The organism is Lacinutrix neustonica (assembly GCF_026625145.1).
GTDB lineage: Bacteria > Bacteroidota > Bacteroidia > Flavobacteriales > Flavobacteriaceae > Lacinutrix > Lacinutrix neustonica.
The window spans coordinates 1,070,857-1,095,529 of sequence record NZ_CP113088.1 but is presented as its reverse complement, the minus strand read 5'-3'; the positions used below and the strand labels follow the sequence as shown (position 1 = coordinate 1,095,529).

At 34.6% G+C, this 24,673-nt stretch carries 21 protein-coding genes and 9 pseudogenes; 24 read left to right on the top strand and 6 right to left on the bottom strand.

The features are described from left to right. Positions 1 to 162: 162 nt before the first annotated feature. The gene (locus tag N7U66_RS06055) at positions 163 to 564 is read left to right on the top strand and encodes a hypothetical protein (RefSeq protein WP_267677738.1); all 402 of its coding nucleotides are present in this window, start codon (positions 163 to 165) and stop codon (positions 562 to 564) included. Continuing rightward, complete coding sequence (locus tag N7U66_RS06050) at positions 504 to 2,405, top strand: prolyl oligopeptidase family serine peptidase (protein ID WP_267677737.1); 1,902 nt, start codon at positions 504 to 506, stop codon at positions 2,403 to 2,405. The genes N7U66_RS06055 and N7U66_RS06050 overlap by 61 nt, the downstream gene beginning before the upstream one ends. Here the strand turns inward: N7U66_RS06050 and N7U66_RS06045 are convergent. Further along, positions 2,385 to 2,597: pseudogene (locus N7U66_RS06045) on the bottom strand (23S rRNA (pseudouridine(1915)-N(3))-methyltransferase RlmH); the annotation flags it as partial. The gene N7U66_RS06050 and the pseudogene N7U66_RS06045 overlap by 21 nt on opposite strands. Positions 2,598 to 3,607: 1,010 nt before the next feature. Here N7U66_RS06045 and N7U66_RS06040 point away from each other — a divergent pair. Further along, positions 3,608 to 4,051 carry a hypothetical protein gene (locus N7U66_RS06040; RefSeq protein ID WP_267677736.1) on the top strand — a complete coding sequence of 148 codons (444 nt, stop codon included), beginning with the start codon at positions 3,608 to 3,610 and terminating at the stop codon, positions 4,049 to 4,051. Between the two features lies 1 nt (position 4,052). On the opposite strand, the pseudogene rlmH reads toward N7U66_RS06040, so the two are convergent. Continuing rightward, a pseudogene (gene rlmH, locus N7U66_RS06035) lies at positions 4,053 to 4,527 on the bottom strand (23S rRNA (pseudouridine(1915)-N(3))-methyltransferase RlmH). 91 nt (positions 4,528 to 4,618) lie between these two features. Between rlmH and nadC the strand changes: the two are divergent. The 5 genes and pseudogenes from nadC (at position 4,619) to priA (ending at position 9,497) form a co-directional block, all read left to right on the top strand. Further along, positions 4,619 to 5,479: pseudogene (nadC, locus tag N7U66_RS06030) on the top strand (carboxylating nicotinate-nucleotide diphosphorylase). An 8-nt stretch (positions 5,480 to 5,487) separates the two neighbouring features. Next, entirely contained in the window at positions 5,488 to 6,489 is a 1,002-nt protein-coding gene (locus N7U66_RS06025; RefSeq protein ID WP_267677735.1) for a YihY/virulence factor BrkB family protein, read from the top strand. Further along, a complete protein-coding gene (locus tag N7U66_RS21430) occupies positions 6,479 to 6,733 on the top strand; it encodes a DUF2147 domain-containing protein (RefSeq protein WP_313791423.1) in 255 nt (84 codons plus the stop codon). Before N7U66_RS06025 ends, N7U66_RS21430 begins: the two co-directional genes overlap by 11 nt. Positions 6,734 to 6,737: 4 nt before the next feature. Then, on the top strand, positions 6,738 to 6,908 hold the full coding sequence (locus tag N7U66_RS21425; protein ID WP_313791422.1) for a DUF2147 domain-containing protein: 171 nt from the start codon (positions 6,738 to 6,740) through the stop codon (positions 6,906 to 6,908). Between the two features lie 137 nt (positions 6,909 to 7,045). Beyond that, positions 7,046 to 9,497, top strand: a pseudogene (priA, locus tag N7U66_RS06015) (replication restart helicase PriA). A gap of 173 nt (positions 9,498 to 9,670) precedes the next feature. Here priA and N7U66_RS06010 read toward each other — a convergent pair. Continuing rightward, positions 9,671 to 10,365, bottom strand: a pseudogene (locus N7U66_RS06010) (LytR/AlgR family response regulator transcription factor). A 209-nt stretch (positions 10,366 to 10,574) separates the two neighbouring features. On the opposite strand from N7U66_RS06010, the gene rpsF reads away from it, so the two are divergent. From rpsF to N7U66_RS05940, 14 genes and pseudogenes are all read left to right on the top strand, one after another. After that, positions 10,575 to 10,913, top strand: a complete 339-nt coding sequence (rpsF, locus tag N7U66_RS06005; RefSeq protein ID WP_267677734.1) for a 30S ribosomal protein S6 — start codon at positions 10,575 to 10,577, stop codon at positions 10,911 to 10,913. Further along, positions 10,913 to 11,213, top strand: a pseudogene (rpsR, locus tag N7U66_RS06000) (30S ribosomal protein S18). The gene rpsF and the pseudogene rpsR overlap by 1 nt, the downstream one beginning before the upstream one ends. A gap of 13 nt (positions 11,214 to 11,226) precedes the next feature. Continuing rightward, a complete protein-coding gene (gene rplI, locus N7U66_RS05995) occupies positions 11,227 to 11,688 on the top strand; it encodes a 50S ribosomal protein L9 (protein WP_267677733.1) in 462 nt (153 codons plus the stop codon). 105 nt (positions 11,689 to 11,793) lie between these two features. Then, positions 11,794 to 12,444 carry a glycerophosphodiester phosphodiesterase family protein gene (locus N7U66_RS05990; RefSeq protein ID WP_267677732.1) on the top strand — a complete coding sequence of 217 codons (651 nt, stop codon included), beginning with the start codon at positions 11,794 to 11,796 and terminating at the stop codon, positions 12,442 to 12,444. Beyond that, the gene (locus tag N7U66_RS05985; protein ID WP_267677731.1) at positions 12,444 to 12,695 is read left to right on the top strand and encodes a hypothetical protein; all 252 of its coding nucleotides are present in this window, start codon (positions 12,444 to 12,446) and stop codon (positions 12,693 to 12,695) included. The genes N7U66_RS05990 and N7U66_RS05985 overlap by 1 nt, the downstream gene beginning before the upstream one ends. Before the next feature lie 36 nt (positions 12,696 to 12,731). Beyond that, positions 12,732 to 13,200: pseudogene (locus N7U66_RS05980) on the top strand (DUF6495 family protein). 264 nt (positions 13,201 to 13,464) lie between these two features. Beyond that, positions 13,465 to 14,845: pseudogene (hisS, locus tag N7U66_RS05975) on the top strand (histidine--tRNA ligase). A gap of 541 nt (positions 14,846 to 15,386) precedes the next feature. Further along, complete coding sequence (locus tag N7U66_RS05970; protein ID WP_267677730.1) at positions 15,387 to 15,956, top strand: FAD/NAD(P)-binding protein; 570 nt, start codon at positions 15,387 to 15,389, stop codon at positions 15,954 to 15,956. 23 nt (positions 15,957 to 15,979) lie between these two features. Continuing rightward, entirely contained in the window at positions 15,980 to 16,777 is a 798-nt protein-coding gene (locus tag N7U66_RS05965) for a hypothetical protein (RefSeq protein WP_267677729.1), read from the top strand. Beyond that, positions 16,747 to 17,139, top strand: coding sequence for a hypothetical protein (locus N7U66_RS05960; protein WP_267677728.1), 393 nt, complete (start codon positions 16,747 to 16,749; stop codon positions 17,137 to 17,139). The genes N7U66_RS05965 and N7U66_RS05960 overlap by 31 nt, the downstream gene beginning before the upstream one ends. A 201-nt stretch (positions 17,140 to 17,340) precedes the next feature. Next, a complete protein-coding gene (locus tag N7U66_RS05955) occupies positions 17,341 to 19,473 on the top strand; it encodes a catalase (protein ID WP_267677727.1) in 2,133 nt (710 codons plus the stop codon). A 137-nt stretch (positions 19,474 to 19,610) separates the two neighbouring features. Then, positions 19,611 to 20,350, top strand: a pseudogene (locus N7U66_RS22465) (DUF3891 family protein). A 113-nt stretch (positions 20,351 to 20,463) separates the two neighbouring features. Beyond that, the gene (locus tag N7U66_RS05945) at positions 20,464 to 20,949 is read left to right on the top strand and encodes a YciE/YciF ferroxidase family protein (protein ID WP_267677726.1); all 486 of its coding nucleotides are present in this window, start codon (positions 20,464 to 20,466) and stop codon (positions 20,947 to 20,949) included. 92 nt (positions 20,950 to 21,041) lie between these two features. Then, on the top strand, positions 21,042 to 21,197 hold the full coding sequence (locus N7U66_RS05940) for a hypothetical protein (RefSeq protein WP_267677725.1): 156 nt from the start codon (positions 21,042 to 21,044) through the stop codon (positions 21,195 to 21,197). Here the strand turns inward: N7U66_RS05940 and N7U66_RS05935 are convergent. From N7U66_RS05935 to N7U66_RS05925, 3 genes are all read right to left on the bottom strand, one after another. Next, positions 21,194 to 21,913, bottom strand: a complete 720-nt coding sequence (locus tag N7U66_RS05935) for an SOS response-associated peptidase family protein (protein WP_267677724.1) — start codon at positions 21,911 to 21,913, stop codon at positions 21,194 to 21,196. The genes N7U66_RS05940 and N7U66_RS05935 overlap by 4 nt on opposite strands. Before the next feature lie 179 nt (positions 21,914 to 22,092). Next, the gene (locus tag N7U66_RS05930) at positions 22,093 to 22,692 is read right to left on the bottom strand and encodes a helix-turn-helix domain-containing protein (protein WP_267677723.1); all 600 of its coding nucleotides are present in this window, start codon (positions 22,690 to 22,692) and stop codon (positions 22,093 to 22,095) included. A 2-nt stretch (positions 22,693 to 22,694) separates the two neighbouring features. Beyond that, positions 22,695 to 23,042: a hypothetical protein gene (locus N7U66_RS05925; protein WP_267677722.1), complete on the bottom strand. Its 348-nt coding sequence runs from the start codon at positions 23,040 to 23,042 to the stop codon at positions 22,695 to 22,697. A 573-nt stretch (positions 23,043 to 23,615) separates the two neighbouring features. Here N7U66_RS05925 and N7U66_RS05920 point away from each other — a divergent pair. Together N7U66_RS05920 and N7U66_RS05915 are read left to right on the top strand one after the other, a co-directional pair. Then, complete coding sequence (locus N7U66_RS05920) at positions 23,616 to 24,167, top strand: helix-turn-helix domain-containing protein (protein WP_267677721.1); 552 nt, start codon at positions 23,616 to 23,618, stop codon at positions 24,165 to 24,167. Positions 24,168 to 24,201: 34 nt separating this feature from the next. Next, positions 24,202 to 24,648: a response regulator gene (locus tag N7U66_RS05915; protein WP_267677720.1), complete on the top strand. Its 447-nt coding sequence runs from the start codon at positions 24,202 to 24,204 to the stop codon at positions 24,646 to 24,648. The last annotated feature ends 25 nt before the right edge of the window (positions 24,649 to 24,673 follow it).

The window sequence follows — 24,673 nt, the reverse complement described above, 5'->3', positions numbered from 1 at the left end:
TTGGATGGCCTGTTTTACGAATGACATTGATGAAGCCATTTATTACTAAAACCGGACTTCTATTTTAGTAATGTTGCACATTTAAGAAAAAACACGCTCGTGTTAAAGATTCTAATCAATATAAAACCCATTGGGTTTGTGGTTGCTATTCATTAATATAGAATGTTAGCAAAACCTGCAGCATTTATCGGTTTTAAATCAAAAATAGGATTATTTTCGCCATTCAAATTTAAAAAGAATATCATGACGCGTTTAATCAGTGGAGTACTTATTTTAGGATTCATTTCTGTTACTTCTGCCCAAAAAAAACAGGAATATCCTATAGCTCCAAAAGATTCTATCGAGGACACTTATTTTGGAGAAACGATAAAAGACCCTTATCAATGGATGGAAAACCCTGAAGACCCAAGGCTGCTTGACTGGTTAGATAAACAAGAAAAACTGACAAGGAGACAGAAAAAAAAATATGTAAAAAGTTGGAAACTTAGAAGCCGATTGCAACCATGTACAGTGGAGTTAGAACGGAAAAATCTGAGTTGTACAATGAAAGAGCAGATAGTTTAAAAACCAAATACGAATTTAAATATAAATCTTCAAATTCAAATCGTGCTTCTGATTTAGTATATAGGGTAAGAGGTATGAAAAACTATAAAAGGTTGGTCTATATTAAGGATTACAGGTTGGACATAGAAGATAATGTAATTATTAGTAATACTTATTTGAATGAAGATCATGATTTAATTGCTGTCGAGCTGTCTCATAATGGTAGTGATTGGAGAGAAGTTTATTTCTATGATCTTATCACAGGAAAGCAATTTGAAAACAATTTAAGAAATATTAGAGTTACAAGTAATTTAATATGGGATGGTAAGGATGTTTTCTATGATGCATACGATGCACCAAAAAATGGGAGAGAACTATTAGATAAAGCTACAGGGCAAAAATTTTATCATCATAAATTGGAGGATATCCAGGGTGATGATAAATTATTGTACAGTAATCCAGATGAGACAGGAACTAATCGCTTTAGCTATTTTAAATTAAATGATAAATTGTTTTTTAAGCATTTTTATACGGTGAAAGGGAAAATATATAAAGCATTATCTGTGGCCAATGTAAATTCAGAATCTTTTTATTTATCCAACTTTTTGCTGTATCCAAACTCTGAAAATATTCATGTGGATATTGAAGAAACATTTGGTGATCGGGTTATATTGATTACCAATTGGGAAGCTCCAAATAGACGTGTATTAAGAGCCGATATTACTAAATTAAATGATGTTTCTGAGTTAATACCCGAATATGACATTCTTTTGCAAGATGTAAACAAGTTAGGAAAAGAAAAAATAGCTTGTATATATAGTGATAAAGGAAAGAATGTTGCTTTGATATTTGATTTAGATGGTGAGCTATTGCGGAAAATAGATTTTCCGGAAGGTAAAAAACTAAACTATTTTTCTGAGAGTGAAGATAATGCGATAAATACTGATTTTTGTGTGTCTTCATTTTATCATCCAGATATTTGGTATCAAATGTCTCTGTTAGATTTAACTTTCAAACCTATTCAAACACTGTCTGTACCTTATAAAGTTGAAACTTTAGAAACGAGATATGTAAATTATAAGTCTAAGGACGGCACTGAAATTCCAATGTACATCACCTGTTTAAAAGATACGAAGTTGGATGGTAATAATCCGACATTATTGTATGGGTATGGAGGTTATGGAATAACAGTAACCCCTAGGTTTAATGAGTCTCAGACCTTGTGGTTGTTGCATGGTGGAATTATGGCCGTTCCCAACATTAGAGGAGGAGGGGCAAAAGGGAATGCCTGGAGTCAGGCTGGTAGAAGATTAAATAAACAAACGGCGATTGACGATTTTATAGCTGCCGCAGAATATCTTACTAATCAAAAATATACTAATAAAGAAAAGTTAGCCATAAATGGAGCTTCACATGGTGGAATGTTAGTCGGAGCTGCTTTTACCCGTGAGGCCGAATTGTTTAAAGCTGCAATTATTGAAGCAGGGGCTTTAGATATGCTTCGGTTTTCAAAGTATACAGTAGGCTCAGTAAAGACCAATGTAAACGAGTTCGGTGTGCCACAAAATGAAGAAGACTTTTATAATTTAAAATCATATTCACCTTTACATCATATTAATGAGGATGTGAAATATCCTAATCTTTTGCTAATTACTGGTACAGATGACGATAGAGTCCCTCCTTTTCATTCCTATAAATTCTTAGCTACCCTTCAGGAAAAAGGAAGTGATGCGTCTATGTATCATTTGTTTTTTTTAAACGGAAATGGACATGGAGGTGCACTTAATAATGAGGACTATACAAATGAATTAATGACTAAATATATTTTTCTCTTTAGTCAATTAGAGGTAACTATCGATTAGTTTTTCACTGTGATGATAAGGTTCATTCCTCAAAATGGTAAAGCCGCGATAGAGTTGTTCAATGAAAAATAAACGGACCATTTGGTGGGAGAACGTCATTTTTGAAAGGGAAATTTTGCCTTTAGCTTGGTCGTAGACTTCTTGTGAGAAGCCATAAGGGCCACCTATAAAAAAAACCAATTGTTTTACTCCGAATTCATATGCTTTTGCAAGTGCATCAGTCTAGCTATAATAGCTTTCCAAAAAAAGGAAGTTTCGGAATACGTAAAATAAAGTAACTAATAATTCCATATACCCTGAGTAGTTCCAATGTAAGCCAGTCCAAAATAAAACTACTATTATAGAAGAAGGCTTTTGATATGTTTTGTTTTTCAAAGAATACCGTAGCTCAGTTGGCAATATTATAAACGAGATTAGTGTGTTAAAAAGTGTAGAAGATTATTACGACTTGAAATCCTATTCGCCTCTACATGATATTAATGAGTATATAAGACATCTTGATTTTTTGGTAATAATTAAAGTAGATAATGATAGAGTGATACCTTTTTACTCATACAAGTTCTTGGCAACGCTTCAAGGAATAGTAAGTGTTGAGTTTATGTATGATTTATTTGTGGTAACTAGACCTTGTGATGGAGGCATACTTAACAATATGTATTTCACTAATAATCTAATGAATAAAGATGTTTTTCCATTTAGACAGATAGAAGTAAGCGTTGATTAAATTTGTAAGAATGTAGGCTCATTGCTTAAAGGAGTAAAATCACGGTAAAGAGGTTGAAGGATGCATGCGGAAGTCCTTGGAAAAATTATTTATTGAGAGTAATGGATTATTTTAGTTGTACTCCGGTAATTTTGAAATAGAAATTATATTGAGAATGAACGCTTAAGTTTTGTAATTACTATATTTTTGTTCAGCATAAAAATAATTTTAATGAAAAAAATACTTGGGGTTTTAGTTTTTCTTTTTTCTTTTTTCTTTTTCAGGTTTTAGTCAAGAGCCTATAAACGAAAAATTATATAAGTTTGATTATTTTTTAGAGTACTCAAGTACGGAAGGTGAATGTGCTGAAGATTCATGTAAATATTTTAAGCTTATTAATTCTAAGAACAATACTTATAGTCTTACATTATATGAGTATAGACAGGATTCATTACAGGTCTATTTTGATGATTTTTATAAGCTCAAAGCTAATGGGGCAATGCTTAAGAGTGATTTGCTTAAGACTGATACTTTAGATTTTAATTGCGGTTATGAAAAGGTGATAAGAGATCTTTATGCATCTAAAACTAGAAGGAATCAATACAATTTTCATTTCGACTACCATAAAATAAAAGACACCTTAATTAATAATAACCCTTCTGTTAAGTATGCTGTGGTTAATAAGAGAAAGTTTAGAAAGAATAGGAATCTTAAACTTAATGATTTCATAGTTATTGAAAAAAACAGCAATTTAATAGCGCCTAACTTCACTAGTTTTTTTGAATTGGAGCAGTGGAATAAAAGTGGAATACATTCAAATGGAATTATTAGTTATCAATTTCATAAATTCAAACATCATGATGAAATACAGCTTTGGGAACAAAAATTGGTAAGGTATTCTAAATTTGATAAGGTTCTAAAAATCAACCTTTCATGTCAATAACTCACCTATGATGATAAGGTTCATTCCTCAAAATGGTAAAGCCACGATAGAGTTGTTCAATAATAAATAAACGCACCATTTGGTGGGAGAACGTCATTTTAGACAAAGAAATTTTACCATGGGCTTTTTCGTAGACTTCTTGTGAGAAGCCATAGGGGCCACCAATAACAAAAACCAATTGTTTTACTCCGTAATTCATATGCTTTTGCAAGTAGTTGGAAAAGCCAACAGAATCGTGTTGTTTTCCGTTTTCATCCAATAGTATTAAAACGTCGGTATTGGAGCGTTTGGCTAAAATGAGCTCACCTTCCTTTTGCTTTTGTTGCGTTTCGCTTAAGTTTTTAGCATTTTTAATGTCTCGGAATAATTTCCAATTGAAACTTGATATAAAACCCTAAACGTTTTGTATACTCGTCTATTAGCGCTTGTAACTGTTTGTTATCGGTTTTGCCAATGGCAATAAGTTTGATTGTCATGGTACCAAAGGTAAAACTTTTTGGAATTTGGAATTTGAAAATTTGAATATTTTGATTTTCAATCATTATTTTAGCAGTAAAGTAATTTTCAATGATAAGCAAAGCCCAATTCGATAAAGAAATAGAATTAATAATAGCCAATGCTATAAGAGAAGATGTTGGTGATGGAGATCACAGCTCCCTGTCTTGTATCCCTGCTTCTGCTCAAGGGAAAGCCAAACTTTTGGTAAAAGATGAGGGCATCATTGCCGGCGTTGCCTTTGCTAAACAAGTGTTTGCCTATGTCGATCCGAGAAATGAAAATGGAGGTGTTAATTGAAGATGGAAGCAAAGTAAATTATGGAGACATTGTTTTTTATGTTACAGGGGCGTCTCAATCTATTTTAAAAGCCGAACGCCTCGTGCTTAATGCCATGCAGCGTATGAGTGCTATTGCAACAAAAACTAAACAATTTGTCGATTTATTAGAGGGTACGGGTGCGAAAATTTTAGATACCCGAAAAACAACGCCTGGTATTCGTGCTCTAGAAAAATGGGCAGTGAAAATTGGAGGCGGAGAGAACCACCGTTTTGCCTTGTATGATATGATAATGCTTAAGGACAATCACATTGATTTTGCTGGCGGCATTACCAAAGCCATAGAGAAAACCAAACAGTACTTAAAGGAGACCAATCGCGATTTAAAAATAATTGTAGAAGCTCGAGATTTAAATGAAATCAAGGAAATCCTAAAGAGTGAGGGTGTGTATCGTATTTTAATAGATAATTTTAATTACGAAGACACACGAAAAGCAGTGGCGCTTATTGGAAACCAATGCTTAACCGAAAGCTCGGAGGTATCAACGAACAAACCATAAGAGACTATGCCTTGTGTGGTGTTGACTATATTTCTTCGGGTGCTTTAACACATTCTGTTCACAATTTAGATTTAAGCTTAAAAGCAGTCGATTAGTAATTGGTATGTCAGAAATTTTAGAAGAAAATATTGTTTTAGAAGAGAAAATCGTTGAAATTCAACTTAGAGATAAGCTCCTTAAAATTCCTGTGCTTAATATTTTTATTAAGCTATTTAGTAAAGTAAAATTACCAGGTTTAGAAGGACTGTCACTCTACGATTTGATGGAGCTGTATGTTATAGGATTAGCTAAAGGGGCGCTAACAACCAGAGGGAGTGCCATTGCCTATAGTTTTTTTACCGCTTTGTTCCCGTTTTTATTGTTTATTATTATTGTCATACCAAACATTCCAATCGATGGCTTTGAACAAGATTTTCTAACATTTTTAAAATCAGTATTACCCCCAACAACTTCCGATTTCTTTTCAGATAATATCTTTAGAGCCTTACAGGGTAAAAATACCAATAGTGGCCTTTTGTCTACCGTATTATTTTTGGCTATTTTTTTAATGACTAATGGGGTTTACGCATTGTTTTTAGGTTTCGAAAGTTCGTACCATGAGCAATTGACGCGTAACGTATTCAAACAGTATTTTTTTGCAATGGGTGTCGCATTAATTCTGTCTTTACTACTCATTATTACCGTAGCTGTATTAGGGTATTTTCAAATTTATGTCGTTGGTGGTACACTAGATTTTTTAGAGACTTTTGGAATCGATACACATCGTGAAACACATTTTTGGGCCAATGTAGCACAATATAGTTTCTTTGTAATCGTCACATTTTTAGCAACAGCGACATTGTACTATTTGGGAACAAAAGAAGGTAGGTACGCAAGGTTTTTTTCAATAGGGGCGGTGTTTACAACATTATTGATCATCCTTACCTCATATTTATTTGGTATTTATATTAAGTATTTTTCAAGTTATAATGAACTCTATGGTTCCATAGGAGCTTTATTGATTCTCCTGTTTTATTTGTGGTTAAATGCAAATATTTTATTACTGGGCTTTGAGTTAAATATGGCTTTAATGCGTTTAAAAAGAGAACATAAAAATGGTGAATAGATTAATTATAATAACACTTCTATTATTTTCAATTAGTGGATTTTCTCAAGAGGTCTTAGGGAAATGGAAAACTATAGATGACAAAACCGGTGAGGTAAAATCAGTAGTTAAGATCTATAAGCGGGATGGTGAAGTTTTTGGAAAAATTATTGAAATTTTCGATGCTTCTAAACGCGATTTACCCTGTATCAATTGTGAAGGTGAAGACTACAACAAACCTATTTTAGGTCTCGGACATCATTAAAAACATGCAAAAAGATGGGGACTATTATCGACACGGTACCGTAGTGAACCCCGAAGACGGAAAAGTCTACAGACTGCGTTTAGCCCTGGAAGAAGATGATTCAAATGTTTTACAAGTGCGGGGCTATATTGCTTTCTTTTATCAAACTCAGTATTGGAAGCGGGTTGTAGAATAAATAGTATGTTGTATAAGTAACCCATGTCGTTTTATTGCAACCAAGTACGGGAATTACAATATATAAAACGAAGGACTGCTACTGGGAACATCGAACTGAGAAAATTATTAAACGATTTAATCTTCTAAAAATTAAAAGTGAATCATTTTATAGACGTCATATTACCCATTCCACTAGAAAAACTATTCACTTATAGTATTACCGAAGCGGAGTCTAAATTTTTGAAAGTTGGCATGCGGGTGTCTGTCCCTTTCGGGAAAACAAAAATTTATACAGGATTGGTTGGGAAAATTCATAATGAAGCGCCTTTGGTATACGACGCTAAGGAGATTCATCAGATCTTAGATGACGCTCCCATAGTTACCAAAACACAACTGGAACTACGGTATTGGATTGCCAAGTATTATATGTGTACTGTAGGTGAAGCTATGCGAGCCGCTTTACCAAATGCTTTTATTTTAGAAAGCGAAACACTCATTAGTCGAAACCTTAACATGACTGTTGATGAGGCGGATTTAAAAGACGATGAGTTTTTAGTGTTTGAGGCGTTACAACATCAATCGTCGCTTAAAATTCAGGATGTTTCGAATATTCCGGATAAAAAAAATGTACTTCCTGTAATTAAGCGATTGATTGAAAAAGAAGTCATACTACTGCAAGAGGAGATTTACGAAAAGTATAAGCCAAAATATGTACGCTATGTAAAACTGCAAGAAGCCTATGCCTCAGAACAGGGGTTGCAGCAATTATTAAAAGCATTAAGCAGAGCTGAAAAGCAACGACAAGTCGTAATGACTTTATTTAGTATTTCTGCTAAAACAAAAAAACCTGTAAAAGTTAAAGAACTTATTGAGCAAAGCGGAAGTTCTTCTGCCATAGTTAAGACGTTGATAGATAAAGACATTCTAGAAGAATATCACATTCAAACTGATCGGGTACAATATGATGGCGCAGAGAATGAAGCGTCCAAAAAATTGAATGACCATCAAATTGAAGCGCTTCAGCAAATAAAAGACACGTTTAAAACACAAAATGTCACCTTATTACATGGTATTACATCTTCCGGAAAAACAGAAGTTTATGTCAAGTTAATAGAAGAGGTGCTTTCTGAAGGGCGCCAAGTGTTGTATTTGCTTCCGGAAATAGCATTAACAACACAGTTGGTGACGAGGCTGCAAAACTATTTTGGAGAGCAAGTGGCGGTGTTTCATAGCAAATACTCGGCGCATGAGCGCGTTGAGGTTTATAATCAGGTGCTTCATGATTCGGCTAAAGCGAGAATCGTATTAGGGGCACGTTCCTCAATATTTTTACCATTTCAGGACTTAGGATTAATAATCGTAGATGAAGAGCATGAGCAGTCTTTTAAACAATTTGATCCTGCACCACGCTATCATGCACGAGATACGGCAATCGTGTTGGCCCATTTACACAATGCAAAAACACTGTTAGGAAGTGCTACACCAAGCTTGGAATCGTACTACAATGCTAAGGAGGATAAATATGGGTTTGTTGAAATAAACAAGCGTTACAACAATGTGCAACTGCCGGAAATTGAATTGGTAGACTTAGTAGAAAAGCAGAAAAAAAGCTAATGAAAGGGCATTTTACGGACCGATTGGTTAGTGAAATTAATGACGCTTTACAAGACGGGCACCAAGTTATTTTATTTCAAAACCGCCGTGGGTATTCCCCAATAGTAGAGTGCAATACTTGTGGTCATTCGCCACAATGCCCTAATTGTGATGTGAGTTTAACCTACCACCAATACCGTAGCCAACTACGATGTCATTATTGTGGCTATACTATTGCGATGCTTCAAAAATGTATGGCTTGTGGTACGCCAGGTTTAGATTCTAAAGGTTTTGGTACCGAGCAAATTGAAGCTGAAGCAAAAGTATTGTTTCCAGAGCATAAGGTGGCGCGTATGGATTTAGATACGACGCGAGGTAAATATGGTTATGAAAAAATCATCACCGCTTTAGAGCAGCAGGAAATTGATATTTTGGTGGGTACACAAATGCTAACTAAAGGTTTAGATTTTAGAAACGTAAAGCTGGTTGGAATCATGAATGCCGATAATATGCTTAATTTTCCGGATTTTAGAGCACACGAACGCAGTTTTCAGCTTATGTTACAGGTGTCAGGGCGTGCGGGAAGAACCGAGAAACGTGGTAAAGTGCTCATTCAAACCTATAATCCCTATCATAAAATTGTACAGCAAGTCTCTACAAATGACTATAAAGGGATGTTTGAAGAGCAATTGCAAGAACGTTATAATTTTAAATATCCGCCCTTTTACCGCTTGATTAAAATAACGTTCAAACATAAAGATTATAATAGAGTAGAGTTGGCTAGCGATTGGTTTGCCAAGTCTTTGCGACAGGTATTTAAAGCTAATATTTTGGGGCGGAATTTCCGCCCATTTCAAGAATTCGCAATCAATATCATAAAAATGTGTTAATAAAAATACCGCAAACTCAATCCTTAGGAAAAACCAAAGAAGCCATCGCTAAAATAAATAGTAGTTTTGAGGCTGTAAAAGATTTTAGAGCCGTCCGGGTGATTATTAATGTAGATAATTATTAGTGTTTTGGGCCTTTTGAGTATAAAGTGTGTTGCACTCTATTAGCAAAGATTGGCCTAAATTGTTTGACGCGATGGCCTTGTAATAACAACGTTTGCCAAAAAAAAATCCCGCTAATTAAAGCAGGATTTAAAGGGAGAGGTGTATGTAGGTTATATTGTAAACTAGTTTCGGCTTATATATTATTTAAAGCATCTACTAATAATGTTTTCTTATTTCTACTTAAAGGAATTTCATACGCGCCAACTTCAACATTTTTACTGTTAAAACGATCTACTTTATCTAAATTCACGATGTAAGACTTATGTATTCTTAAAAACTTACCTTCGGCAATTCGCTTTCAAAAGCTTTCATTGTAGATAAAACTACTAAAGAGGTGTCTTCTGTTACTAATTTAACGTAGTCACCAAGCGCTTCAATCCATTTAATATCTTTAACATAAACTTTACGTTTCTTCAGGTTGCTTTTTACAAAAATATGTTCCCCTTCAGTTTCATTAAAGTCAAGTTTTAGCTTGTGTTGTTCTAGAGCTTTCTCTACTGCTTGATTAAACCGGTCTCGAGTAATTGGTTTTTGTAAGTAATCTGTCGCATCATAGTTAAACGCTTTAAACGCATATTCTGTTTTGCCAGTAACAAAAATAATTTGAGGTTTATTATTTAGTACATCTAATAGTTCAAAACCATTAAGTACAGGCATCTCAATATCTAAGAAGATAAGGTCTACCTTATGTGTGTTCAAGCCGTTCTTTGTTTCTAAAGCACTGCTATATTCAGCAATTAAATTTAAAGAGTTATTGTTCTCAATCAACTTTACAATAGAAAGTCGCTGTATTGCAGAATCATCAACTACTACGCAATTTAGAGTCATAACGTTAGCATATTTGGGTTTATTTATCGACAATGTTACAAAAAATTCGGATGAAAACCAAAAAACATCGCTAAAATGTAAATTTTAACATTTCGTTAAGTAAGTAAAGAGCGGTTAATAATTGAAGTGAATTTAATAGATAACTATTTGTGAGAGTAAATAAAAAGAATTATTTTTGCACTCATTTTTAACACAATAAATAGATTTTTATGAATCATTATGAAACTGTTTTCATCTTAAATCCCGTTTTATCTGAAACACAGATAAAGGAAACAGTACAGAAATACGAAGAATTTCTTACTAGCAGAGGAGCAAAGATGATATCCAAAGAAGATTGGGGCTTAAAGAAATTAGCGTATCCCATTCAAAACAAAAAAAGTGGATTCTACCACTTGTTTGAGTACACCGTAGATGGTGAACACATCAATCCTTTAGAAGTAGAGTTTAGACGTGATGAGCGTTTTATGCGTTACTTAACTGTAGCTTTAGATAAGCACGCGATCTCGTGGGCAGAAAGAAGAAGAGTTAAACTTAAACAAAAAGCGTAATTATGGCATCTATAGAGCAACAAGCAAAAGGAAAGAAAGAAGGTGAAATTAGATATTTAACGCCTTTAAATATTGACACGAACAAAGCTAAAAAGTATTGTCGTTTCAAAAAATGCGGAATCAAGTATGTCGATTACAAAAATCCGAGACTGGTTAATAGGTTTCATTAACGAGCAAGGTAAAATTTTACCAAGACGTTTAACAGGAACCTCTTTAAAGTATCAAAGAAAAGTATCTGTAGCAGTAAAAAGAGCGCGTCACCTAGCGTTATTACCATACGTAACAGATTTATTAAAATAAAATTATCATAACAATGGAACTTATATTAAAACAAGACGTTGAAAATTTAGGATTTAAAGACGATGTTGTAACGGTTAAGAACGGTTATGGTAGAAACTTTTTAATTCCTACAGGTCACGCTGTGTTAGCAACCTCTTCTGCAAAGAAAGTGTTAGCTGAAAACTTAAAGCAACGTGCTTATAAAGACAAGAAAGTAATTGAAGAAGCGAACAAAACAATGGACGCTTTAAAACAATTAGACATTAAGATTGCTGCTAAAGCAACCGAAGGCGCTTCAGCTGGAGATAAATTATTTGGATCTGTTACTAAAGCCGATTTAGTAGAAGCTTTCCGAGAAGAAGGTCAAACAGTAGACAAAAAATTTGTATCTATTACTGGTGGAAACATCAAGCGTTTAGGTCAATACACTGCAACAGTGCGTTTGCACAGAGCAGTATCTGCAGATATCGAATTTGAAGTTGTAGCTAAAGCTTAATTTTAAATTTATAATAGTTTAAAACCGTTTAGATATTTTCTAGACGGTTTTTTTAATTCATACTTTTTACGCGCTCAACAGTTTTAGAGCAGAAAACGCTATTTTATGAAGTATTTATATTCTTTGCTTTTACTTGTTTGTATGGTGTCTTGCAAGCAGGAGTCTACCAAGACTTTAATGTCTTCGGAAACCAACACGCAAGCCATTAAAAGGTCTGCGTTAATTGATACCTTTAAATACCAACCCGATGTCCTGCCCATTATAAGTGCACACCGGGGAGGAAAAAACATTAAGAACTACCCGGAAAACTGTTTGGAAACCTTACAATATGTTAATGATAGTATTCCAGCTATTTATGAAATTGATGTGGCAAAGACCAAAGACCATCAATTAGTATTGCTCCATGATAATAGTTTAGAGCGTACCACAACAGGAGCAGGTAGATTAACAGCGTTTACTTACCAGCAATTAAAAAATTACAATCTAAAAGATGCTTATGGGAACGTCACGTCTTTTAAAATTCCTTTGTTTTCAGACGTTCTAAAATGGGCAATAGCGAATGACGCTGTTTTAACGGTAGATATTAAACGCAGTGTGGAAGTACAGGTGGTTATTGCTGCTATTCGTCAAGAACAAGCTGAAGACCACTGTATTATTATTACATACGATATGGAACAGGCTAAAAAAGCATACGCATTGGCGCCGAATTATTATTGTCTGTTTCCGCAAGAAATGACGAGGAGCTGGAGTGGTTAATGCAATCACAGATTCCAACAGAAAACATGTTGGCCTTTACAGGAACCCGCTTATCAACAAATGAATTTTATAATAAGGTACAGTCCCAGGGTATAAAAACCATTTTGGGCACTTTAGGAAATTTGGACCAACAGGCAGAGACCAAAGGCGATATAACGTATAAGGTTTGGCAAGAAAAAGGTATAGATGTTTTCGCTACAGATAGACCTTTTGCCGTTGCAAAAGCATTAAATATTACAAAACAAAAATAGACTTCCGTTTAAAGGAAGTGAAAACATTTTTTTTCGATGAAGTACTCTAGACTTACAAAAGAACAATTTGAAGAACTCCACCAAGAATTTATTAATTTTTTAGCCTCGCAAACCATTAGTGCAGACGAGTGGCAGGATATAAAAACCAATACACCGAGACGTTGCAGAACAAGAATTAGATGTGTTTAGTGATTTGGTTTGGGAAGGGGTATTAAATCAAGCCAAGTATTTAGAACACTTGTCGCCAAAAGACATGCATTTGTTTGCTTTAAATGAAGATCACATGCATTTAATAGGAGTGAAAGTGACTACAGACATCGATTTGACTACAACCGAAGGTTTTAATTGGTTACGTAGCAATCTCATGGATGATGCTGTTGAATTTGTACAAGCTAAAAAAGACTATAGCACCGATAAACATTTAGATAAATTCACTTTAATACAGCAAGGCGCCAATATTACAAAAGGAGAATTGTACGCGTATTTATTTAAGCTTATAAATTAATAATTAGTCTGTCATTGCGAGGACGAAGGACGCGGCAATCTCATAAAAAGTATTTCAATTATTAATTTGGGAACAGGTCATGAGATTGCCACACTTCTACTGCGCTTAGTACAGGCTAATTTTTTCTAATGAAAAGCTCGCAATGCGGTGTATTATTATATATTTTTGTCCCACAGAGTCTTTCGGCTAGGCTCAAGACACGCTTTGTCGAAGTGAAACAAAATAAGAATCATTAAAAAGAGCCCTTTTTTAAAAGGAATACACATGGCACAAAAACCAAGCATACCCAAAGGCACTAGAGATTTTAATCCGGAGCAAGTTGCAAAACGTAATTATATTTTTAGTACCATAAAAGCGCAGTTTGAAACCTTTGGTTTTCAACCTATAGAAACCCCAAGTTTTGAAAATTCCGAAACCTTAATGGGGAAATATGGTGAAGAAGGGGACCGGTTGATTTTTAAAATTTTGAATAGTGGTGATTATTTGTCGAAAGTGGAAACCAAGAGTTATTTAGATAAAAACACACTAAAAATCACGCCTCAAATCTCAGAAAAAGCCTTACGTTACGATCTTACCGTGCCTTTTGCACGTTATGTAGTACAACATCAAAACGACATCGAGTTCCCATTCAAGCGTTACCAAATGCAACCCGTTTGGCGGGCAGACCGGCCGCAAAAAGGGCGTTTTAGAGAATTCTATCAATGTGATGCCGATGTGGTAGGTAGTGACTCGTTATGGCAGGAAGTAGAGTTTGTGCAATTGTATGATAACGTCTTTTCAGCTTTAGGATTAAAAGGCACCACGATTAAAATCAATAATCGAAAAATATTATCGGGTATTGCAGAAGTGATTGGCGCCAGTGATAAATTAATAGACTTCACGGTCGCTTTAGATAAACTAGATAAAATAGGCGAGGAGAAAGTTAAAGAGGAAATGTTGGGTAAAGGAATTCCGCAAAATGGCATAGACCAACTGCAACCATTGTTTTCGTTATCAGGCAATTTTGAGTCTCAAATAGAAAGTTTAAACGCCATTTTAAGCACTTCCGAAGAAGGAAAAAAAGGAATTGAAGAACTAGATTTTATAAATAAAGCAATTCAAGCCCTGGGCTTAACATCGGCAAAATTACAGTTAGATGTTACTTTAGCACGCGGACTTAACTACTACACAGGCGCTATTTTTGAAGTTTCTGCACCGGAAGGTGTGGCTATGGGATCCATTGGGGGCGGTGGAAGATACGACGACTTAACCGGTATTTTTGGATTGCCAAATGTGAGTGGCGTGGGCATTAGTTTTGGTTTAGATCGCATCTATTTGGTTCTTGAAGAATTAGGGTTGTTTCGAAACCATAACTAAGAGTACAGAGGTGCTATTCATCAATTTTGGGGACAAAGAGGCTTTATTCAGTTTAAAGGCTGTAAAAGTGTTGCGTGAAGCTGGAATTCATGCCGAATTATACCCAGATCGCATCACCAATGGCAAGCACATGAAAAAGCAAATGAATTATGCGAATAAGCGTAACATTCCATTCGTGGTGTTGGTAGGGGATGAGGAAATGGAAAATTCGGTCTATACCTTAAAACATATGGCATCTGGTGAGCAGTCTAAAGTGTCTTTAGAAGCCCTCATAAAAGCATTAGAATAAAGAGGTATTTTTATAAAATGAAAAAGGCTGTTTACCAACAAGTAAGCAGCTTTTTTTATTGATACTAGTGGCCCCTCGAAAGGAACAGGTTACTACTCTAACTTTTTTTAACGGCAGGATTCTTATTCGAATTGTTTTTGAGACCTACGTGCAACTCTATCAAAGCCATTCCCTGCACCATTATGCTTAGACATTCCTGTACTCATTTTAATAGCTGTGATGGACTGTTCTTAGAATGAAATACAAGTTTGTTTTATCTGTACACCTCTGTATTTCCTGGCATTACAACTTATTATTCACCTCTTCATTAGGTGCTTGATACTATTTTTTAAAGACCTAAATAAATGCGAGTGTGGCATAATAACTCATTTTTTTTAAAGAATTTTACTGTTGCAGTTTTAAACATTAGAGTTGTTGTAGATATAAAAGACAGCTTATCATCTGCCAAGGGGGAGACTTGAGGTATAGACTTTTAATAATGGTTAATATGGATACACGCGATTTGGCAATAATAGGATCTGGGGCCACCGCTATTTATTGTTTGAAACATATTTTGGATAATAGCAGTCGACTCATTAAAACGTTTAATAGCATTACCATTTTTGAAAAAGGAAAGCAAATGGGCTTTGGGATGCCTTATAATCCAGAAACGACTGATATTTATAATTTATCTAATATCTCATCAGAAGAAATACCAAAGTTACCACAGTCCCTTGCTTCATGGCTTCGGGAACAAGATCAGGAGTCGCTAAAAAAATGGAATGTGACTACATTTCCTATTGAAGATTCACAAGTGTATAGTAGGCTGGCATTAGGCCACTATTTTCATGCACAGTTCGACGTGATCATTAAGAAACTTAAGGCTGAAGGGTTTCGTGTTAACGCATTGGTGAATTGTACTGTTACCGATATTCTTCTTGAAATTAAAAGTAATACGGGGAAAGTTGTCGCTAACAATGGTGATTATAAATGCTCTAAAATAGTCATTGCGACGGGGCATAACTTCCTTAATACAGACCAACCAGTTACGGTTATTATGGAACCCCGTGGCCTATTAAAAAAATTCTACCTCGTCAATCGCAATTCTATAATTTTGAGATTGGCATTTTAGGGGCTTCTTTAAGTGCTTTTGATGTGGTGACGTCTTTAGCGCATCGGCATGGTGTTTTTAAAATCGAGGGGGACGCACTACGCTTTCAACTTCATGAAAACGCCAAGGGCTTTAAATTAACCTTACATGCTGCAGAAGGTTGGCTGCCTCATTTACAGTATGAGCAAGAAGAACCTTTTCGTGAAATTTATCGCTATACGAATCGTGAACAAATGCTGGGCCTTCGCAACCCGAACGGATTTGTAAAAATAGAGACTTTTTTTAATGTTATCTGTCGTCCAGCATTAATAAGTGCCTTTGAGAAAGACAATAGCCCTAAATTAAAAAAATGGTTGTCCAACCCAAACATTACGTTTAAGCAGTTTATCGATAAAATGGCTGAGAATCATGAATATATTGATTCTTTTAAGGGCATGCAAAAAGAACTGGTGCATGCTAAGGATTCTATTGACAATAAGAAGCCTATACATTGGATGGAAACCTTAGATGATTTGATGTTTTGTTTAAATTTTCATGCAGAAATGATGTCTGCTGAAGATCATCTCTTCTTAAAAAAAGAAGTTTTACCCTTCTTAATGAATGTGATAGCGGCATTACCTATAAGTTCTGCTCAAATTCTATTAGCACTATATCATGCGAATATTATTAATCTAATACCAGGACGGGTGACTGTAACTCAGACTCAAGAAAATAAAGGGCAGACCCAAGTTGAAATTGCAAAAAGTGAGGAGGACCCTGTCTATAAAACGTATAACATGTTTATTGACTGCTCGGAAAGGATAACATTCAAATGGAAGATTACCCTTTTAAGTCACTGGTGACTTTAGGTCATGTGAGGAAGGCCTGTGCTCCATTTGAATCAAGAGGGAATATGTCCAAATGGAAATCGGTGTTGAACGATAAAGATCTGCTTTCCACACATAAAGGCATGCTTTTACATCTTGGGGGTATTGACGTCGATGGCGCTTATCGCGTAATAAACAAAAAAGGCGAGGTAGAGCCTAGAATTCATGATCTTTCTTTCACCCACACTTTTGGTCTCAGACCCTATTCCTATGGGTTACAAGCGTGCAATACTACTAGTGAAATAATGGTCCATTCATGGCTGTCGGCCGCGATACACGATCATGAAGAAATAGCACCCGAGACCCTCTCAAAAATGTATAATAAAATAGAGGAATAATACTGCCAAAAATTAGGTGAAGATAATTAACAAAGAGATCGTAAGGCTACTTATGATACTTTCACTTTACTAGTAAAAATCATGGGAGTATTGATTTTTTTCAGCAATTAAAATATTTTTTTGTGTCATTCAGGTTCAAAAAATAATAGGAACTTAGATTTTACTTTTTATGCATAAATCAAATTCTTAATTCTGTAGGCAATGGCTAAAAAAACGAATACCGAAAATCAAAAAATCAAAGATTTAAAACAGTTTGAGAAGGATGCTAAGAATAAAGTGTTAACAACCAATCAAAATTTAAAAGTCAATGACACCAATAACTCTTTAAAATCAGGAGAAAGAGGTTCTACGTTATTAGAAGATTTCTTACTTCGGGAGAAAATCACACATTTTGATCATGAACGTATTCCGGAACGTATTGTTCATGCCCGTGGCAGTGCCGCACACGGCTATTTTGAACTTTACGAAAGCATAGACCAATACAGTAAAGCAGGTATTTTTACAGATACGCAACGTATTACACCTGTCTTTGCAAGATTTTCTACGGTAGCGGGATCTAAGGGTTCACCTGATTTGGCAAGAGACGTACGCGGGTTTGCAGTAAAATTTTATACGGCAGAAGGGACTTGGGATTTAGTGGGAAACAACATGCCTATATTCTTTATTCAGGATGCTATGAAATTTCCGGATTTAATTCACGCCGTGAAACCGGAACCCAACAAAGAAATTCCACAAGCGGCCTCTGCTCATGACACGTTTTATGATTTTGTATCCCATACCACAGAAACGCTTCACAACCATATCCGGGTGATGAGCGATCGTGCGATTCCTCGAAGTTTGCGTATGATGGAAGGGTTTGGAATACATACGTTTAGGTTGATTAATGACCAAGGCGAATCACACTTTGTGAAATTTCATTGGAAACCAAAATTGGGTGTGCATTCGGTAACATGGGAGGAAGCAGTAAAAATTAATGGCGCTGATTCTGATTTTCACAGACGTGATTTATGGGATGCTATCGAGGCAGGCCAATATCCTGAATGGGAACTAGGCATTCAAGTAGTACCTGAAGAAGACGAGCATAAATTTGAATTTGATTTGCTTGATCCTACGAAGTTAATTCCCGAAGCGATGGTGCCAGTTCAGATTATTGGTAAAATGACACTCAATAAAAACCCCGAGAACTTTTTTGCAGAAACAGAACAAGTTGCCTTTTTGCCGGGACACATCGTTCCAGGAATCGATTTTACAAACGACCCTTTGTTGCAAGGGCGTTTATTCTCGTACAGAGACACTCAGCTATCCCGATTGGGTAGTCCTAATTTTCATCAAATTCCTATTAATCGTCCTGTTGGAGAGCCGCACAACAACCAACGCGATGGGCACATGCAAATGGATATTCCTAAAGGGCAAACGGCCTATTTTCCTAATTCCTTGAGTGGTGGGTGTCCGCATTTAGCAAAAATGGCTGAAGGGGCATTTACATCCTACGAAGAACGTATTGATGCCAAAAAAATTAGATCGCGAAGCGAGAGTTTTAACGATCATTTTTCGCAACCCGCTATGTTTTATCGCAGTTTAGAAAAATGGGAAAAACAACATGTTGCCGACGCTTATGCGTTTGAATTGGGGAAATGTAACCAAGAACCTATTAAAGAACGCATGTTGTGGCTTATTTCTCAAATTAATCAAGATTTAGCAAAAAAAGTAGCCCATGGTTTGGGACTCGATATTCCTAAAAATATAAGTCAGCCAATAAATCAAGCTATTGGGGCCGATGCTGATATTAAAAAACAACAACCGCCGAAGCAGAAAAATTATCCGGAAAGTGATTCAACTTTAAGTCAGGCTCACACTAAATTTGAGAGCATAGCTACGAGACAAATTGCAGTATTGGTTGCCGATGGATTTTCAATACAAGATTTAAAAAAAATGAAAGGACCTCTAGAAAAGGGAGGCGCCATATTAAAAATAATTGCACCACATGGGGGTCATATTTTGTGTGATGAAGGGATGAAGCACAGGGTAGATGCTGCAATCATGACCACCGAGAGTGTGTTGTTTGATGCTCTTTATATTCCCGGTGGTAAAAAATCAATTAAAAAGCTAAAAGAAGACCCTAAATATAGGGTGTTTATTAATGAAGCTTTTAAACATTGTAAAGCGATAGCCGTGGACCATGAAGGTGAAGATTTACTGAAGGAAACCTTTGTGTGGGAATACAAAGATGATCAAGCTGTCTTTATTAATGATACACCTAAGGCTTTTATTGATGCCATTGCTAAACACCGGTATTGGGAAAGAATGGACCTTGCCGCTAAATTACCCGTATAACTATAAACCTTACTAGAAAAGGCGTTACCAATAGGTCTGCGAGAACATTATTAACAGCAGTAGTAGAGGCCCCTTCACAGGGGTCACTTACTATGTAAACAAAATGTCAATCGTACAGACCGTCCTGTGTCACTCTCATGATTGTAACAAAGTCTATAAAAGGATTCCACATTATTTATCATGCCACTCAAGGGGTAATAGTTAGTGAAATCGCCAATGAGATTGTTAGTGAACTTCGGCCTGCGCCCTGGTTTGAAACGTTAATAGCAATTACGGAACACGATGATAGGTAGCTTGACTTTACCGAAAAGAAATACCTATCATAGTTAGGCATGCCTCTAGATTTTACAGAGAACCCGACTTCGACTAATGAAATTCTTGAACGCATGGCACGTGCAATAAAATCGGCTAAGAATAAATCGAGTTGGGTGAAGTTACTGCTGTCTTACCATTTAGAATTTCTTTATTCAAACTTACGCATCAAGAGTAAAAAGATCGACACTTTTTTTTAAATGAAGAAAAAATACGCCGCAACACGTTAAAGCTTTACGGTATAGAGGATGCCTTAGGTAGAGATTATTATGAGTTTATGCGGTTCTGTGATCGCTTGTCTTTAATCTTATGTAAAGATGAAACCCCGAATGCGGGACGTCTTTTAGAAATTAATACCTCTATAAACAAGAAGCAGTATTTTATTAGTAAGCATGATGATGGTGTTTTAATTCTAAGTCCATGGATTTTTAAAACGAGTCCTTTTGATTCAGAAGTTGAAGAAATAATTATTGAAACCCCAAGTTTTAATTCTTCTAAAGTATTTGAAAAAGCTTTAGAGAATACATGTCCTGCTTTAAAAAAATGGACCTTAATAAAGAGCTGATCTCCATTGTTTTACTTTAATATCTTTTTGGGTTAAAAGTGCTATTTAAAGGATTAATAGATTTTAAATTGATGTTGTACTTTTAGTTTGGAACATTTAAAATTTAAAAAATTATGAAAAATTTACAAGAATTATTTGAGCACCAATTAAAGGATTTATACAGCGCAGAAAGTCAATTAATAAGTGCGTTACCAAAAATGGTAAAAAAAGCAACAGACTCTAAGTTAAAAAAGGCATTTGAAAGTCATTTAGAGGAAACCAAAACGCATAAAACACGGTTAGAAGACATCTGTAAAGAATTAAGTATTAAACCAGGTGGGGAGAAATGTAAAGCGATGGAAGGACTTATAAAAGAAGCTGGAGGCTTTATGGACGAAGTGAATGATAAAGAGGTTATGGATGTAGGATTAATTGCTGAAGCGCAACGCGTGGAGCATTATGAAATCTCAGGATATGGAACAGCAGTACGTTTTGCAAAGGAGCTGGGTCATGCAAGCATTGCAAAAAAATTGCAACAAACCTTGGATGAAGAATATGATGCAGATAATAAATTAGACAAGTTAGCTCAAGGGCGATTGAATGAAAAGGCGATGGCTTAGTTTAAACTTTAATTACTTTTAGAAGATCGTGATTGGTATGTAAATACACAGTCATGATCTTAAGTATTCGTATAACAATAAAATAAAAAATTATGGCATTAGACAGAGAAAACCCAAAAACAAAACACGAAAAGAAACTACATCAAAATGCTACCGATGAAAAAGGCCCTCTAAAAGACGCGCATTATAATCAGTACGGTAAACAGGACGATACGCCTAAGAAAAGAGGTGCGCGCCAAAAGGATTAAATAGGGCTATATAAATTATTTGAAACGAAATAGTTCGGAAGGCCTTCGTATAGTTTAGATTCCAATACCTTATCAAATGTAAGATTGTTGTCATAATACTCTTTAGATATGGTATGTGCATACAAAGGGTGCTCAGTATATGAGGCATCCTTTTTTTTGTTAAATATAGTATGGTTTTCCAGCCAGTTTTCCAGTTGTGAAGTATCTACAATTACTGGCATCATGTTGTTTAGGGTTTGAATTTTATTTATAAATGGGGTCGCATGGGTTAACACTAAAGAACAGGTCATAAAACCGTCGTCTAGCGTGTTGTAAATGCCACCAAGTAAAAAGGGTTTTCCCAATCCTTGGTGTACATAATACGTGTAGATCTGTCCCATCCTTAAAAAACTGGTAAAAAAGCCACCGACAATGATAACACATTTTTTATAATCTGAGATTGCTATATTTTGAGTACTCATATCTTTGAGAGTAACATTTAGCGTGTTTTGAATTTTTTGAAATTTATCCCAGTCCCCAGTATATTGCTCAGGGAGCATTCCCCATATGCCAATAGATATTTTAGTTTTATCTTCTACAGTAATTATAGAAAGCGTTTCCTCATTTAATCCGTTTATTACGAGATTGGGCTTATATAAGTTGGGATATTTGAACGGAATATTGAATGCTTTCTCAATGGAATGCAGAGTAAATTTATTTGATAGTGTATAATACAAAATGCTATATGTTTACACCAAATTAATACTATTTCTAAGTAAAAATTGATTCAAATAAATCATTAAAGAACCTAATTGAAATGAAAAAAGAACAATGTTATTCTAGCGAAGAAAATAAGGTTTTAAATGCCTAGGTTATTTTATAAATACCTAAGATCAAAATAAATTTTCACCTAATATTATCCTAATTTTTTTAAGCAGTTGTTTTTGTATTCTGAAGGACTACATCCAAATCGTTTTAGAAAAACGGTGTACAAGTAACTTCTTTGGGTATACCCATTTTGGTAAGCGATTTCAGCCAATGAATTATCTGTAGTCATTAATAAGTTTGCAACATTCTCAAGTTTTATCTCATCGATCAAGACGCTCAAGTTGCATTTAAAAATAATGTCACACCCTAGCTCTAATCGGTCTATTTTAATAGCTACTTGGGAAGCTAATATTTTTGAGGTTAGATTGGTGTTTAATTGATCCATAATAATACCAGGAAGTTCACTAATTTTCTGAATTTCAAGATTACTCAAAATGTTATCACTATTTAAAATTAAATACTGTTGCATAAAAACAGACTGTAATTCTGCTATTGCAGCTTTGACCAGTACATTATTACCCTGTTCAATATTCCAATATTTCTTAATCTTATTAAGCGTTAGTGAAATCCTTTTGTCTCCGGTAGATTCATGAAAATAGGTCATGTGTCCAGATTTTGAGCGTTGGAAATTATTTAAAAAAACATCTGTAGTATCCACTCCAAAAGTTTTAAGGAATGGATAACTCATACTTAAAATGGAGACTTCGGATCTTTATTACCTGTGACATCCAAAACATTTTTAACTGACGTCTCATAGCTAAAAATAGTGGTTTTGTTAGCAGGACAAACCATTGCCTTGTAAGATTCTCCTTCAAGATTAATTGAAATACTATGTTTACGAGGGTATATAAAATGAACTGCTTTCTTGGCTAAGAGCGTATTTAATATTTCACGATTTGAATTGCTATTACACGATAAATTGGTGAACACAAAATCATTGGAAGTTTTTATCTGAAAAACACTCTTGTTTGTGGCATTGTCTATTTTAGTCACATGCCGATTAAAAGTATGGGTATTATAGCTCTCTGTTTTTTTCATTATTCTATTAAATTACGACTTGATTTTAGATGAAAAATGATTGCTAAAAGAAGTGTGGCAGTACTTGTAACAAGGAATAGAAAATTAATAAATTGATAATTGTCAACTATAAGTAAACTTCCCCACCAGGTGACCGAGATATGATTTGAGAATAAAATTTGGAATTTTTAACATCTTGAGGGATTTAATATTGTTGATTAATTAATGTGTTTTTTTAAACATAAAGGCGTTAGATAAATTTTAACTTCATATCTCTTAATAATAAAAAGTAGAGATGGTTTAATATCAAAAATAACCATTGGGTCAAAATTATATTAAAACGACTCCGAAGTTTTATACAATTAAGCTAAATGGTTGTATAATTCCGTTTTTTTTACGCTAATAGGCTATTTTTGTAGATTAAACAACTCTTATAAAACATTCGTACTTTTATAAGTAGGTGAAATTAAAACGGTTGTTCCTGTTAGGGATAAGGAAAAAGTGTCTTGATTATTGAATTTTTATTAGTAAAAATTAAAATTTTAAGGGGATTATTTTAACTTGTAAAGAGATTACAATTTTCAACGGGCTATTATGAAAATACAGGTTAAATTTGATGTGCAATTGATATGCAAAAACCTTCTAATTGAGAAATTAGATCAATTAGGAGTAGTATACAGATTAAATCCTCCCGGAGGTATAGAAATATTACAAAACTTAGATAAAGAACAAAAAGTTGTTTTGTTTCATGAATTGAATACGTCTGGTATAGAGGTTATAGGTGACCAACAATTAATTCGCGTACAAAAGGTTAAAGAGATCATTTCTAATCTTGTAAGACTTGATACCTTCGATGAGAGCATGAAAGTGTCTGCTCATATAGAAGAGAAGCTGCCATACACCTATAGTTATTTATCAAGAATTTTTTCAGAAACAGCTCACATATCTATAGAAAAGTTCTTAATTTTAAAGAAGATTGATTTCGTCAAAGAATTGCTAACAGAACAAAATTTGAGTTTAACAGAGATTGCGTATAAATTGAATTATAGCAGTGTCTCCCATTTATCAAAACAATTTAAAAATACCACAGGATTTAGTCCTTCTTATTTTTTAAATTTAAAAAAGCAATTAAATATCACGGGATAATTACTAAACTAACCATACTCGCAGAAAATAATACATGATAGAGAAAAACTTGAATATCGCTTTAGTAGATGACGATAATGATGACAGAACGTTATTTGAATTGGCTATTAGTCGCATTGGTATACCATCTCAATTAAAAATGTTTAAAAGCGGCATTGAACTAATCACTTATATAAGAGACCCAGCAATTCGAAGACCAGATTTATTGTTTTTAGATCTTAATATGCCTAACATGGATGGATTAGAATGTTTAAAAGAGATAAAACAAGATCCTGGGTTAAGAGATATTACAGTTATAATTTACTCCACCTCTTGTTCAGAAAAAGATATCGAAGCGACTTTTTTAGAAGGCGCAAACATTTATCTTAATAAACCATCAGATTTTAATGATTTAAAAAAGGCGTTAAAACGAATATTAGCTTTAGACTGGCAATACCAAAATTCGACTTTAAATAGGGATAATTTTTTATTTAGACTTTAGTTCAAAAAGATAAGAATAAAATGAA

What these genes read in the sequence shown, in the direction of transcription:
- N7U66_RS21425 (WP_313791422.1), top strand. Translation starts at nt 6,738, where the DNA reads ATGCAAAAAGATGGGGACTATTATCGACACGGTACCGTAGTGAACCCC.
- N7U66_RS21430 (WP_313791423.1), top strand. Translation starts at nt 6,479, where the DNA reads ATGGTGAATAGATTAATTATAATAACACTTCTATTATTTTCAATTAGT.
- N7U66_RS05955 (WP_267677727.1), top strand. Translation starts at nt 17,341, where the DNA reads ATGGCTAAAAAAACGAATACCGAAAATCAAAAAATCAAAGATTTAAAA.
- rplI (WP_267677733.1), top strand. Translation starts at nt 11,227, where the DNA reads ATGGAACTTATATTAAAACAAGACGTTGAAAATTTAGGATTTAAAGAC.
- N7U66_RS05940 (WP_267677725.1), top strand. Translation starts at nt 21,042, where the DNA reads ATGGCATTAGACAGAGAAAACCCAAAAACAAAACACGAAAAGAAACTA.
- N7U66_RS05915 (WP_267677720.1), top strand. Translation starts at nt 24,202, where the DNA reads ATGATAGAGAAAAACTTGAATATCGCTTTAGTAGATGACGATAATGAT.
- N7U66_RS06040 (WP_267677736.1), top strand. Translation starts at nt 3,608, where the DNA reads ATGCTTAAGAGTGATTTGCTTAAGACTGATACTTTAGATTTTAATTGC.
- N7U66_RS06055 (WP_267677738.1), top strand. Translation starts at nt 163, where the DNA reads ATGTTAGCAAAACCTGCAGCATTTATCGGTTTTAAATCAAAAATAGGA.
- N7U66_RS05920 (WP_267677721.1), top strand. Translation starts at nt 23,616, where the DNA reads ATGAAAATACAGGTTAAATTTGATGTGCAATTGATATGCAAAAACCTT.
- N7U66_RS05945 (WP_267677726.1), top strand. Translation starts at nt 20,464, where the DNA reads ATGAAAAATTTACAAGAATTATTTGAGCACCAATTAAAGGATTTATAC.
- rpsF (WP_267677734.1), top strand. Translation starts at nt 10,575, where the DNA reads ATGAATCATTATGAAACTGTTTTCATCTTAAATCCCGTTTTATCTGAA.
- N7U66_RS06050 (WP_267677737.1), top strand. Translation starts at nt 504, where the DNA reads ATGTACAGTGGAGTTAGAACGGAAAAATCTGAGTTGTACAATGAAAGA.
- N7U66_RS05960 (WP_267677728.1), top strand. Translation starts at nt 16,747, where the DNA reads ATGGAAGATTACCCTTTTAAGTCACTGGTGACTTTAGGTCATGTGAGG.
- N7U66_RS05990 (WP_267677732.1), top strand. Translation starts at nt 11,794, where the DNA reads ATGAAGTATTTATATTCTTTGCTTTTACTTGTTTGTATGGTGTCTTGC.
- N7U66_RS05925 (WP_267677722.1), bottom strand. Translation starts at nt 23,042, where the DNA reads ATGAAAAAAACAGAGAGCTATAATACCCATACTTTTAATCGGCATGTG.
- N7U66_RS05930 (WP_267677723.1), bottom strand. Translation starts at nt 22,692, where the DNA reads ATGAGTTATCCATTCCTTAAAACTTTTGGAGTGGATACTACAGATGTT.
- N7U66_RS05985 (WP_267677731.1), top strand. Translation starts at nt 12,444, where the DNA reads ATGCAATCACAGATTCCAACAGAAAACATGTTGGCCTTTACAGGAACC.
- N7U66_RS06025 (WP_267677735.1), top strand. Translation starts at nt 5,488, where the DNA reads ATGTCAGAAATTTTAGAAGAAAATATTGTTTTAGAAGAGAAAATCGTT.